14 protein-coding genes and 1 tRNA gene are annotated in these 12,824 nt (G+C 37.3%); 9 read left to right on the top strand and 6 right to left on the bottom strand.

Going from position 1 to position 12,824, the window contains the following annotated elements; all coding sequences use genetic code 11:
* The first annotated feature begins 45 nt into the window (after positions 1–45).
* Positions 46–1,185, top strand: coding sequence for a hypothetical protein (locus tag EA365_02760; GenBank protein ID TVQ47891.1), 1,140 nt, complete (start codon positions 46–48; stop codon positions 1,183–1,185).
* A gap of 147 nt (positions 1,186–1,332) precedes the next feature.
* A complete protein-coding gene (locus EA365_02755) occupies positions 1,333–2,511 on the top strand; it encodes a hypothetical protein (GenBank protein TVQ47890.1) in 1,179 nt (392 codons plus the stop codon).
* Here EA365_02755 and EA365_02750 read toward each other — a convergent pair.
* The gene (locus EA365_02750) at positions 2,508–3,596 is read right to left on the bottom strand and encodes a glycosyltransferase (GenBank protein ID TVQ47889.1); all 1,089 of its coding nucleotides are present in this window, start codon (positions 3,594–3,596) and stop codon (positions 2,508–2,510) included. The two genes, EA365_02755 and EA365_02750, sit on opposite strands and share 4 nt — an antisense overlap.
* Positions 3,593–4,411 (bottom strand): class I SAM-dependent methyltransferase, encoded by an 819-nt coding sequence (locus EA365_02745; GenBank protein TVQ47888.1) that lies wholly within the window; start codon positions 4,409–4,411, stop codon positions 3,593–3,595. The genes EA365_02750 and EA365_02745 overlap by 4 nt, the downstream gene beginning before the upstream one ends.
* Positions 4,412–4,416: 5 nt before the next feature.
* On the opposite strand from EA365_02745, the gene EA365_02740 reads away from it, so the two are divergent.
* The gene (locus tag EA365_02740) at positions 4,417–5,193 is read left to right on the top strand and encodes an MlaE family lipid ABC transporter permease subunit (GenBank protein ID TVQ47887.1); all 777 of its coding nucleotides are present in this window, start codon (positions 4,417–4,419) and stop codon (positions 5,191–5,193) included.
* Between the two features lies 1 nt (position 5,194).
* Here the strand turns inward: EA365_02740 and EA365_02735 are convergent, their stop codons facing one another.
* A complete protein-coding gene (locus EA365_02735; protein ID TVQ47886.1) occupies positions 5,195–6,127 on the bottom strand; it encodes an NAD(P)H-dependent glycerol-3-phosphate dehydrogenase in 933 nt (310 codons plus the stop codon).
* Between the two features lie 25 nt (positions 6,128–6,152).
* Here EA365_02735 and EA365_02730 point away from each other — a divergent pair, with 25 nt between their 5' ends.
* Positions 6,153–6,584, top strand: a complete 432-nt coding sequence (locus EA365_02730; protein ID TVQ47885.1) for an NUDIX hydrolase — start codon at positions 6,153–6,155, stop codon at positions 6,582–6,584.
* On the opposite strand, the gene EA365_02725 is transcribed toward EA365_02730, so the two are convergent.
* Together EA365_02725 and EA365_02720 are read right to left on the bottom strand one after the other, a co-directional pair.
* Positions 6,576–7,211: a DUF2834 domain-containing protein gene (locus EA365_02725; protein TVQ47884.1), complete on the bottom strand. Its 636-nt coding sequence runs from the start codon at positions 7,209–7,211 to the stop codon at positions 6,576–6,578. The genes EA365_02730 and EA365_02725 overlap by 9 nt on opposite strands.
* A 7-nt stretch (positions 7,212–7,218) precedes the next feature.
* Positions 7,219–7,992 carry an SDR family oxidoreductase gene (locus EA365_02720; protein TVQ47883.1) on the bottom strand — a complete coding sequence of 258 codons (774 nt, stop codon included), beginning with the start codon at positions 7,990–7,992 and terminating at the stop codon, positions 7,219–7,221.
* A gap of 93 nt (positions 7,993–8,085) precedes the next feature.
* On the opposite strand from EA365_02720, the gene EA365_02715 reads away from it, so the two are divergent.
* Complete coding sequence (locus tag EA365_02715) at positions 8,086–9,228, top strand: PEP-CTERM sorting domain-containing protein (protein TVQ47882.1); 1,143 nt, start codon at positions 8,086–8,088, stop codon at positions 9,226–9,228.
* An 86-nt stretch (positions 9,229–9,314) separates the two neighbouring features.
* Here EA365_02715 and EA365_02710 read toward each other — a convergent pair whose 3' ends face one another.
* Entirely contained in the window at positions 9,315–10,454 is a 1,140-nt protein-coding gene (locus EA365_02710) for a DNA polymerase III subunit beta (protein TVQ47881.1), read from the bottom strand.
* A 46-nt stretch (positions 10,455–10,500) separates the two neighbouring features.
* Here EA365_02710 and EA365_02705 point away from each other — a divergent pair, with 46 nt between their 5' ends.
* The 4 genes from EA365_02705 to EA365_02690 all read left to right on the top strand — a co-directional run bounded on the left by EA365_02705 (position 10,501) and on the right by EA365_02690 (position 12,818).
* Complete coding sequence (locus tag EA365_02705; protein ID TVQ47902.1) at positions 10,501–11,106, top strand: methylthioribulose 1-phosphate dehydratase; 606 nt, start codon at positions 10,501–10,503, stop codon at positions 11,104–11,106.
* Between the two features lie 16 nt (positions 11,107–11,122).
* The gene (locus tag EA365_02700; GenBank protein ID TVQ47880.1) at positions 11,123–11,686 is read left to right on the top strand and encodes a cupin; all 564 of its coding nucleotides are present in this window, start codon (positions 11,123–11,125) and stop codon (positions 11,684–11,686) included.
* Complete coding sequence (locus EA365_02695) at positions 11,686–12,690, top strand: metallophosphoesterase (GenBank protein ID TVQ47879.1); 1,005 nt, start codon at positions 11,686–11,688, stop codon at positions 12,688–12,690. The genes EA365_02700 and EA365_02695 overlap by 1 nt, the downstream gene beginning before the upstream one ends.
* 54 nt (positions 12,691–12,744) lie before the next feature.
* Positions 12,745–12,818: transfer RNA gene (locus EA365_02690), tRNA-Arg, on the top strand.
* Positions 12,819–12,824 lie beyond the last annotated feature (6 nt).

Here is a 12,824-nt window from a genome sequence, read left to right as displayed (position 1 = left end):
TAAAATCTATTATATCTTTACGTGATTTTACAGATTTTGATTTAAATGAGTCAAAAATATCCTAGTTATGTCGCTTTTGGGATTGCTAAACTAATCCGCGATTATCAAATCTTTCGTCTCCACAATCTGGTTAGGTGGAATAATCAAGAACCCCTAGAACCTGGAGTTACCGCTATTATAGGTATAGATGCTAAGTTATGGGGAATAGTCAAAGCTAATCTCAGGTGTTTAATAGCTAATCAATGGTCAGATTTAAAAGCGATCTTAATTATAGTTAACCAAGAAAGAAACACCTTAACTCAAAGTTATGAAAATAAAATAAAGCAAGAATTTCCAGAAACCAATATCCGCTTTCTCTACTATAATTCTTTTCAATATAAAATAGCGACTAAATTTAATGTACCCTATGTTTACTCCTGGTTATCCTGGTCTCTAGGTATCGGAGAGACTAAAACTCAGACAGTGCTTTTCCATGATTTTGATGCTTTAATTTTAAGTAAATCATTAAAAACTCGCTATTTACTATTTAAAGAATCAGGAGTCAAAGTTCAAAGTATCGAATACTATAAAAGTAATGGTTTGACAGTAGCAGATAATCTAGGGACAACTTTTGAAGCTTTTGTTGATGTCAGTTGGTTAAAATCATTTCCACCAATTACATTATTTAATCGAGTTTATAACTATAATAATCGCTTCATAGAATTTGATACTTTATTATACTTACAAGCTATTTATCTTAACCCGGCAGAAAGAACAATTTTTCCTATGAGTTTTGCCGATTTAGTTCACCCCACCCAGATGATTCATCAATATACCATGTTTAAAAGGTTACCTGGTAAAGCCTTACCTTGTACATCGGTAATTATGATACCTTTTTTCTATTTTCTCTCAGGAGAAACACAAATTTTAACTCATGCTACCCAAGCGTTACAAACTAGTTCAAAAGAGTCAATAAATCTTCTTAATGATGGAGTAATAATGAATCTTTCTCGCTTAACTACAGTAGATGTAGATTGGGTTTTAAAGCAAATCCTCCAAGCTATTGTCAGTTTACAAATACCTCCTTGTGTAGATATAGTTGATTACGGTACAGCATTATATAAAGTTTGCGCAACACCACCAGAGTTGCATTGGGTAGGGGATTTTTTACCCGAACATCGAGAATGGCTGACATTAGGAGTTTAACGTTTAGTCATCAGTATATTTACTATATTTTGATATTTGTGTTTTTTTAAAGATTTTATCTTGCGTAATAGCACTTAATCTGCTAGGATACACTTACAGACAAAAAAGTATTGTAACTACCCAGTAAAATTACATAAGAGAGCAATTATGGCTATTATCAGCGGCGCTAGTATTTCCGATTGGTTTAATAGTGGGTTTATTCAAGAAGTAATCGCCACACCAGCAGGTGGCACTGCTATCACAACTGCTACCACAGCTAATAACACTCAAGCAGCTATTAAAGCAGTATTTGACGCACCTTCTAGGGATAACCTTATATCTCCTACAGCACCTGTTACTGTAACGGTAACCGATCCTAATAATCCTACTATTCAGCAATCTTTTGGAGCAGGTCCAACCTTCGGTATAGGGGTCAATACTCCAGCCGTAATTGGTCTGACTGGAATTACCACCGCACCCGAAGAAATTGGTTACTACCCTCAAGCAACTGGTAACAAGGCTGACTCTTTAACAATTAAGTTAAACCAGGACTTCACCACCGGTGGTACAGATAGCGGTTTTGTCTTTAGCTACTTCTTCTCTGAAGAGTTTTCTGGAGGGGCTGAGATTATGAACTATCAACTCAAGGATGACGGCAGTATTGTTAGATCAGGTACAATAACCGCTCAAAATACTGGTATCTTTGATTGGCAGAATACACCCAATGCTCAAAATGCTGGTGTTTTTCACTATAAATTTAACACACCTACTAACCCCATCGTATTTGATGAAGTAGTTATTACTGCAGGAAATGGACTCAATAACGATGGTACAGATGCCCTTCTTGAGGCTATCATTGCTACTCAGGTTATCCCTGCACCTCCTGATGAAGACCTCGAACAAAGAAATATGCGGATAGACTTCATCAATAATAATAATGGTTGTGATTGCGGTACTATCCCTAATGATATTAGAGAGCAACGTTGGTACAATGATTATTATCCCGTGGTCATCTATGGTCAACGTGCAGGTAATCGAAGCTTAAATCCTAATGATATCTTAGATCGCGATACTATTCGATTAGGAATTACCAGAGATGACGCGGTTAATGATACCAACACTATTAAACCTGATCCACAAGGTTTAGCTAATAATAATTTTGGGATCAGATTCCGTGAACGTGATATCAATCTAGATGGTGTTATGGATATGATTCTTTACTTCAAAAAATCTGAAGCTAATCCTCTAAGAAACTTACCTGGATTCAACGGCTCAATTTTTGTTGCAGCAGAAGGTACAATTGGTAATAATGATTTCCTCTTCGTAGGTACAGATACGGTTGCTTAAGTTAATAATTTTAAATATTTATCTACGACCCGTGGTAAGAGTAATTTTTCTCTAAGTTTGACTACCGCGGGTACTTTTTCATCTGTACATTGGGGGAGTAATTCGTTAATCCTGTTAGCTAGGGTTACCGCTTCATCAGGGTCAAAAATATGTATCGATTCTGGAACTAATTGATTATAGTCTCGAATTTGAGGTAAGTTAGAAGCTAAAATCGGTTTACCTACAGAAATCCAAGTACATAGAGAACCTGAAGAGGACATATTCCTAAAAGGACAAATAGCTAAATGAGTAGCCATTAAGTAATATTCTAAATCTGTTTCACTCAAATATCCTGTAATGATTAATCTTTCTGCTACTCCTAGATTTTTGGCTTGTTGAAGTAAACTTTCTAGAAATTGTTCATTGTTGGGACTAGGTCCACCCGCGAAAATAACTTTAAGATTAGGAGTAAGATAGGGTATAGCTTCTATCAATAATTTATGTCCTTTACTAGGGAAAATAAACCCCTGTATAGTAATAATTTTAAAATCTTGTAATCCTATTTTTTTTCTGGCTTCATTAGGTGTAAATTTGCTATCTCTAACTTCGACAAAATGATTAATTATTTTGAGTTTTTCAGGTGGGTATCTCTGCTTAATAACTTCTGCTTCTTGTTGATTGTTAACTACAATATATTTAGCTTTTTTAAAGATTAGGTTTAGAGAAAGATTATTTAATCTAGTTTTAAAATTAGAGTTATTCGCTAAAATTTTACTGCTATAGAGATATTCATAAACATCATGAAGATTAACAATAATTGGTTGATGATACCAAAGAAAGATTAAGACTATATAGTAAAGTTGCCCTAAACCTCCCCAAGCGTATCTACTATAACTTAAATACAAACAATCGGTATCAGATAATTTTTTAATAGCTTGATTAATTATTTGAAAATCACTTAAGACTTTTTGTTTTAAATTGATGGTAACTTCAGTGACGACTACTCCTTCTTTTTTTCTAGCTTCACTAGCTAGTATGCGTCCATAACGAGTAACTCCACTTTCAGTTAGGGTACTAAGGTTAAGATGTAAATAACCAATTTTCATCGCTTTATTTTCTTGGTTAGGCTTTTGAGAATTCGTTGACTAACTCGTAATAATTCATACTTGGTTGTATATTCATAGTTAATAGCAAAAACTTCATGTCCTAATAAAAATGTGCTTTTTTTACTAAGCCAAATTTTGGTTTTATCTACAACTAAATGATCAAATAACCATTGACGATATATATCTGACCTAGAAGGATGACTTAAAAATACTTTATTACCACCAATAGCAAAAGGGACGACTTCAGGAGCAGGAGATTGGCTAAAAAACATATTTGTACCTTCAGAAACACCTGGCCAAGCTTCATTAAAATAGTCATCTATGATAATAATACCTCCAGATTCAATAGCTTGAGAAGCTGTCATTAAATCATGATAAGTCATTTCTTTTGTATGACTTCCATCAATACTAAACAATCTGATTTTACCTCCTGCAAATTCCCTAATTTGTTCACCGTTTAAAGTGCTAGAATCACCTTGGATAATATGTAGATTAGCTTGGTTTTTGACGTAAGTATTAATATTATTGAGAAAAATTTCGCGATCGCCTTTACCAGATTGATCATAATTAAGATGTTGATCATCAAACACATCAATAGCCAGAGCATTTTCACCTTCTCGGGTGAGTAAATCTAGTAAAATAAATAAGCGTCCATGATGAACACCGATTTCACAAACATGACCGTGAATATTATGTTGTTTTTGAGCATTATCCAGACAGATAATTATGGCGATCGCCATTTCTAACAACCATCCCTCAACCTCTAGATGTTGAAAACTGCTATATTTAGCTAGTTGCTGTAATTTGTTATTCATAAATAATGAGTAAAACACTCTCTGCTTGGGTACAACGTCTCATAGACGCTAGTTTTTTATTAGGACAAGTTATCCTTAATATTATCAAGGGAAAAATACATAAACGCAATACCCTAGAACAAATGGCGATGGTTGGTCCGGAATCTTTAGTCATTAGCTTAGTTACTGCGGGTTTTGTGGGGATGGTGTTTACGATTCAAGTAGCTAGAGAGTTTATTAATCTAGGTGCAACTACTGCGGTGGGGGGAGTATTGGCGATCGCCCTTTCTCGGGAACTTGCTCCTGTTTTAACTGCGGTAGTCATAGCGGGTAGGGTGGGTTCAGCTTTTGCCGCGGAAATTGGTACTATGCGAGTAACTGAGCAGATAGATGCTTTGTATATACTTAAAACAGATCCTATTGAATATCTAGTCATTCCCCGAGTTATTGCTTGTGGTTTAATGTTACCGATCTTATCGATATTATCTTTAGTCACAGGATTAGCAGGAGGATTATTGGTAGCCCAAAGCTTATATAATATTGATTATGCGATTTTCCTCAATTCTATTCGTACTTTCCTGGATTTGTGGGACTTATTGAGTGCCATGATTAAATCATTAGTATTTGGGGGATTAATTGCCATTATTGGATGTAGTTGGGGTTTAACCACGAGAGGAGGGGCTAAAGGAGTAGGTCAATCTACTACTACCTCTGTGGTTACTTCCCTCTTAGCTATTTTTATTACTAACTTCTTCTTATCTTGGGTAATGTTCCAGGGTTTAGGAGATAGTACGATTAATTGAGTTATGACCATTCTGATTTTAACTCTCTCTCCATTAAAGCTCGTACCGCTGCTTGAGGAGTGGTTTGACCTTCTAAAACACGATTAATTTCTTTAGTAATAGGTAAGTTGATTTGGTGTTGATTAGCCAGGAGAACTAAGACTTTAGTAGTATTTATACCTTCTGCTGTACCATCGACTTCAGCCACAATTTGACTTAGGGGTATTCCTTGGGCTAGTTTATAACCTACCAAATAATTACGAGAGAGAGGACCTGCACAAGTAGCGAGTAAATCTCCCAAACCTGATAAACCAAAAAATGTCTCGGTAACAGCGCCAAAATATTTACCAATGCGAATCATTTCGGGTAACGCGCGGGTTAATAAAGCGGCTTTAGCGTTCGTACCTAATTGTAAACCATCACAGACTCCTGCGGCGATCGCCATGACGTTTTTGATTGTTCCCCCTAATTCTGTGCCGAGAGGGTCACTATTAATATATACTCGAAACTGTTCGGAAGCAAAGATACTCTGTATTGTTGTCGCTGCTGCTAGATTCTTTGATGATACTACAGTAGCTGTTGGTAATCCTTGATTGATTTCTTTAGAGAGATTAGGTCCTGATAAAACGGCGATCGCATTGTGAGGAAAAGCGATCGACCAAATTTGCGATGGTGTTTTAGTAGTCAAAGAGTCTAAACCCTTAGTTGCTGTTACAATAATCACAGACTCAGATAAGCCCATAGCTTGTATTTGTTCAATGACAGGTCTAACCCCTGACATAGACACAGCTGAAACTATTACTTCTGAGTCTATTAAACTAGAAGCTAAAGATTGGTTGTAGCGACGAGACCAGAGGGATACTTGATGTTGATTTTTACTAGCTAAATGAGCTAAAGTTGTCCCCCAAAGTCCCGCACCAATAACAGTAAGTTTCTTTGACTTGACTAGATTCATTTTTTTATTATCTCATAAGATAGCTATGACTTGGCGCAATCCTATCCCTACTGTTGATATTATTATTGAACTAATCGATCAACCCCATAGACCGATTATTTTAATCGAACGTAAAAATGAACCCTATGGTTGGGCGATTCCTGGTGGTTTTGTTGACTATGGTGAGTCTGTAGAAAATGCCGCCATCAGGGAAGCTTTCGAGGAAATCAGCCTCAAAGTAGAATTAATCGAACAATTCCACGTTTACTCTAATCCTAAACGAGATGCACGTAAACACACCCTTAGTGTAGTTTTTTTGGCTACTGCTACAGGTAACCCTCAAGCTGCTGATGACGCCAAAAACTTAGGTATTTTTCCTTTGTGGGAAATTCCCCAATCTCTCTGTTTTGACCATGACCAGATTATTACTGATTATCGCTTATATCGAGATTATGGGATTCGTCCGCGTTTAGCCTAGTAATCGAGGACGTAAACACAAGTAAATCAATGGTCCTAGTAAAGGAAGAAAACAGATAAAAAATAAAGGGCTAATTATTTCTACTTTTCTACGGGCTAAATCATCTTGAGCTAGAATGGGGAATAATAAAGCTAACAAACAAAAATCTAAACTCATCACGTGAATAAAGCGACTTTGACGCCATTGTGTGAGAAAATCTTGCCAATCTCCACTACTTAAACCAAACCATAATAAAACAGCAGCAGAGATCAGCAATAATATCGCCGTGATTCTAGAGTCTAATAACTTGATGAGTAGATTTTTTTCACCTTGAAACTCGGGGTTAGGTTTGCGCAAGACCAGATAAGGTAAGATAGCGAAAGCACCTACAGCAAAAGAACCTAGACTAAATAACCAAGCGGGAGTCTTCTGACCTCTACCGTCTATTATTAATACACAAAGATAAATAATGGGCCAAATCCCCATCAAGTTAAATAAACTAATAATCAAGGGGTTAATTCCTTCCCAATTCCCTGTACTCAAATTAGTGATCAAGGTTATTGTTTCAGGTGAATCGGGAGGAGACAAGAAGAAAGCGTAACCCACAAAACCTAACCATAGTAAAGCAAGAGAGATTCTTCTGAGCATAATTATTTTATAATCCTGGTGTGGTTTGTGCAAATAATGCCCCAAAATCACGGGTAACTACCGCGCTAGGATCTTCTTCTGGTTTGGAGATAATATCAAAAGATTTGTTTTTCGCTGTTGGTTCGCGTAAAGCTTGTACTACTACTGTTGCTACATCAGCCCTGGGGATTGAGGTGGGGATTCCTTCTGGTGGATTAGTTAGTAATTCATCGTTTTTACCTACTAGCAACTCTCTGACTCCACCTGGTTTGTCTAGTAATCCTCCTGGATGAATAATCGTATAATCTATTCCTGAGTCAATCAGATATTGTTCAGCTTTTCGCTTCCAGATCAGAATCTTACCATTACCAATACTATTAAGAGGGTGATTTTCGTTTGTACCTCCCATAGATCCTACTAAGACAATGTGAGATACTCCCGCTTCTTTAGCTGCGTCTATTTGGTTTTTTTGTCCTAACCAATCTACTATTTCTGGTGTACCATTCTCGGGAAAGTAAAACTGAGGTCTTTCTCCTGGAGGTGTTCCCTCTTTCATTTTAGGAGTTGCACTAGTTAAAATAACTAAGCCAAAACATCCTTGTAAAGCTACTTTGAGACTGTCTTTATCGCTAATATCACCAAAAAAGAAACCCTCTGTTGTCCCAAACATTTCTTGGACTTTGGCTTCATTTCTGGCCAACCCAAAGGGGATAAATTCTTCTTTTAGTTCTGTTAACTTACCTAAGACTAGCGATCCTGTTCTACCTGTTGCACCAGTAACTAGTATTTTTTTCATGATGATCTTTATTTACTACACAATATTTTTACATTAGCCTTAGCTTCTCGTCAATAATAATATGTTAAAGTAATTGGCGAAGACAAGATAATAATAATCATGTTTAAACTTAAGCTAATCTCTAAATTATTTTTCTCTAGTATTGTTGGACTAGTAGCAATACCTATAGTAGCTAATGCTCAAGATAATAATACTTTGGCAACCAGTACCATCTTACCTCCTGGCACTACAGAAGTTACAGGCAGTGTTTCACCTCTTACCTTTGTCAATAACGCTCCACTTTTTTACACCATTCCCGATCTCGAACCCTCAGAAATGTTTCTCGCTTGGACAGATAATTCTCTAAGCTTTATGGATACTATCTTAGGTACTTTTGATGAGTCTTTGAATGTAATTGATATTGGTATTAATGATAGTCCCGCAGGTGATGGTTATGGCTCTGTAGTAACGGGTAGGGTTAACTCTGATGGTACAATTAATCTCGGTGTAAGTGGTTTTCCTGATGTAGATTTTGTGGGGAATACTCCCGAACAAGGTCAGTTTGAGTTACTCGTTAAGTTGGGTACTCATGAATTTACACCTTTAGAAGATCATGATCATGGACATAGTCACGGACATGATGACCATGATGACCATGATGACCATGAACACGAAGAACATAGTCACGGACATGATGACCATGATGACCATGAACACGAAGAACATAGTCACGGACATGATGCTCATGATGACCATGAACACGAAGAACAACTTATCTTCCCTGATCACGACCATGGACCAACAGTGGTTTTAGATGACTATGACTATCGTTTTGTTGGTGAAATTACTCAAGAAGATCGTATTCCTGGTACTTTAGATTTTTATACTTTTACTGATCTTCCTCCTGGAGAGGTATTAACAGCTGAAATTATCGCAGGAGATTTCGATACCGCTTTAGGTTTGTTTAATGATCAAGGAGAGTTAATCTACGCTGATGATGATGATGGTGTTGATTTATTATCTTTGATTCCTGATATAACAGTCCCTGAAAGTGGTGAAGTTCATCTAGCGGTTACAGGTCATCCTGATTTTCAGTTTATCGGAAGACACCTAGAAGAAGGTGATTATGTCTTGACTTTACAGTCAGGTTCAAACATTAGTTTACAGTCAGATTCACACCATATACCTGAACCCATGACAATTCTAGGTACAGGTTTGGTGTTGGGTTTTTTCCCAATAATGCGTAAAATATCTCGACGGTAATAATAATTACACCTAACATCCTCCCCGGCTTAAAAGCACGGGGATTAGTTAAACTCATTTCCCTGATAAATACCCCTTAAAACCACTTAATTCTTCAATTGTACTGGCATAACTAAGTAAGTAACAATACTCCCATCTACGGGTTGAAAAATAACTGGTTGATTAGCAGCGTTTAACTGTACTAAAACATCATTACAATTAAAAGCTTTTAAACCATCGATAAGATATTTAACATTAAAACCGATATCTAAATCATCTCCTGTTATTTCTGCAGGAAGGGTTTCTTTAGCGTTACCTAAATCAGCTGCTTCTACTTCTAGAAATACTCTATTTCCTTGATTATCGATACTAAATTTAACTAAATTACTACTTTGATCCGCTAAAATTGCCATACGCTCCAAAGCTTTTAACAACCCTTTTTTATCCATGGTGACTTGTCGAGAAAATTCTGCGGGAATTAATTTATGATAAGCGGGATAGACTCCATCGAGTTTGCGACTAGTCAGACGTTGGCTTTTAAATTCAAAAGCAACCTGAGTATCATCAAAGGAGAAAGCGACGGTTTCTTCTGTTTGAGGGTTACCGAGTATTCTTTCTAACTCCCGAAAAGCACGCACAGGAATAGTCATAGCTAATTCTTCTTCTGTGGAGATACTGTCGAGTTGTTGTATTCCTACTGCTAAACGATGTCCATCGGTGGTAGCGAATTCTAAGTTTTCAGGGGTTTTGTGTAAATGTAATCCCGCGAGAACTTGTTTACTATCATCTAGACTAGCAGCAAAAGCGGTGGTTTTAAATCCTTGTAGAAGGGTTTCTGCAGGTAAATGCAGGGTTTCTCCTATTACTATGGGTAATTCTGGATATTCTTCAGCACTTAAAGCTCTAATTTGAAATCTTCCTGATACAGATGTAATTGTAAAAAGAGGATTATCTTCTAGGGTATTTGGTTCATAAAACATGGTAACTTCCCCTTCGGGAAGACGTGAGACAATCTCGTTGAGGAGTTTTGCGGGTAAGGTGATTTTTCCTCCTGTGACTACTTCTGCGGGAAATTGAGTACTAATACTAATACTTAGGTCAAAACTAGTCAGAGTTACTTTTTGTTGAGCAACATCAGCATTTAATAAAACATTCCCTAAAATAGGATGGGTGGGACGATTCGGAACTATACGACTTACTAAAGAAAGATTGCTGTTAAAATCGTTTTGGCTACAAATAATTTGCATGGTTTTTTAGACTGTTTGAGCAAGTTGAGTAGATCAATTGTACTATATATTTAGGGAAAAAATGGATGACTTCCAACAACGAGGAGAAGAGATAATCTCCGCGGGTAAAATTCTTTATCAACAAGGATTAGTACCTGCTACGAGTGGTAATTTTTCAGCGCGTCTAGCTGATGGTAATATCCTGATCACTGTCTCGGGAAAACATAAGGGAAAACTGACTCTAGATGATCTGATGATCGTAGATAGTCAGGGTAACCCCCTAGAAGAGAAACAACCTTCGGCGGAAATGGGTTTACATATCCAAATCTATCAACATTTTACTGATGTAGGAGCGATTTTACACCCCCACGCTCTCAATGCGGTGTTATTATCTCGTCGTCAAAAGGTTGTTACACTAAATAATTATGAACTCTTAAAGGCTTTCCCAGGGGTTGATTCTCATTTAGCTACTGTACATATTCCTATTTTTGCTAATAATCAGGATATCCCTGCTTTAATGGTTGAGGTAGAGGAATATTTGACTAAATCAGAGTACTTTGTGGGCTATATTATCGCAGGACATGGTTTTTATACTTGGGGTAAAACTATGACTGATACTTTACGTCATGTGGAAGCTTTAGATTATTTGTTTGCTTGTGAGTTAAAGCAATAAGGAGGAAACAAGAATAATGACCAGTTTAAGTATCTATAATCAAGAGGGAACGGTTTTAGCTTTTGATATCCATGATTATCAAGATATAGTTAGTAAATTGAGTGATATTGGCGTTGAGTTTGAGCGCTGGAATGCTAATATTCCTCTAGCTGAAGACGCAACCTCAGACATGGTGTTAAACGCTTATCAACAGGATATAACCAAGATTAATCAACGCTATGGATTTCAATCGGTAGATGTAGTCAGTGTTTATCCCGAACACCCCCAACGGGTAGAGTTTAGAGAAAAGTTTTTAGCAGAACATACTCATAGTGATTTCGAGGTTCGTTTTTTTGTGGAAGGAGAAGCAGCATTTTATCTCCATTGTAGCGATCGCGTTTATCTAGTCTTGTGTGAACAAGGGGATTTCATCAGTGTACCTGCTCATACCCCTCATTGGTTTGATATGGGCGAAAGTCCTAATTTTAAAGCTATTCGCTTTTTTAGTACTCCTGAGGGTTGGATCGCTAATTTTACTGGTTCAGATATTGCGACTAAATTTCCTACTTTTGATCTTTATCAAGCTGCGCGATCGCAATAATGAAAGTTATTCCCTTATTTGTTTTCACTTGCATTATTTGTCTAATTACTGGTTTTATAGTTAATTCTGCTGAATTATTCAACCCTCCACGGGGAGATGTTAGAATTGTGGTGATTAGTGACCTCAATAGTGCTTATGGCTCAACTAGTTATGAACCTGAAGTAGCTAAAGCGATAGAGTTAATATCATTTTGGCGACCTGATTTAGTTGTTTGCGCAGGAGATATGATCGCAGCACAAAGTCTCCAACTAACCTCAAACCAAATTACCGCGATGTGGTCAGCTTTTGATCAACAAGTAGCTAAACCTCTTCGTGATTATGGTTATAGTTTTGCTTTCACTCTAGGTAACCATGACGCTTCCTCGGCTAAAAATGCCCAAGGAGAATATACTTTTAGTCAAGATAGGGCGATCGCTGCTGAATATTGGACTAATTCGGTAGATAATCTAAAACTTGATTTTCTCGATTCTACTAGATTTCCTTTTGACTATACCTTCCAACATCAGGGTATTTTCTTTCTGGTTTGGGATGCTTCCTCTCATCTGATTTCTCCTGAACAATTAGTCTGGATAGAAGAGAGTTTAGCTAGTAAGAGTGCCCAAAATGCTAAAATGCGTATAGTCATTGGACATTTACCCCTCTATGGTGTCTCTGTAGGACGCGATCGCCCTGGAGAAGTTTTAGCTAATACGGCATACTTACAAAACCTGTTAACAAGATACGGGGTACAACTCTATATCAGTGGTCATCACCACGCCTATTATCCCGCTTATCAAGGTGGTTTAGGACTCTTAAACGCGGGGGTACTCGGTCAAGGGGCAAAACCTTTGATTAGTGGCGATTTCCCCCCTACTCAGACCGTAACTGTTATAGATCTGCACTGGCAGTCTCCAGAGTTAAATAGTTATACTACCTATGATATGCGAACCCTTGAGTTAATTGATCCTGAACAACTTCCACCTTTTTTGGATAGTCACAATGGCAGAATTTGGCGTCAAGATTAAAAAAACTTGCTTAATTTTAAAAAACTATGCTAAACTAGTGACAGTGAAAAACAAGGGCTTGTAGCTCAGTGGACTAGAGCACGTGGCTACGGACCACGGTGTCGGGGGTTCGAATCCCTCCTGGCCCGTTTTTT

Origin of the sequence: Gloeocapsa sp. DLM2.Bin57 (genome assembly GCA_007693955.1) — a bacterium.
In the GTDB taxonomy this organism is placed as follows: domain Bacteria; phylum Cyanobacteriota; class Cyanobacteriia; order Cyanobacteriales; family Gloeocapsaceae; genus Gloeocapsa.
The sequence above is the reverse complement of the archived record's forward strand: the minus strand, read 5'-3'. Positions and strand labels throughout refer to the sequence as shown.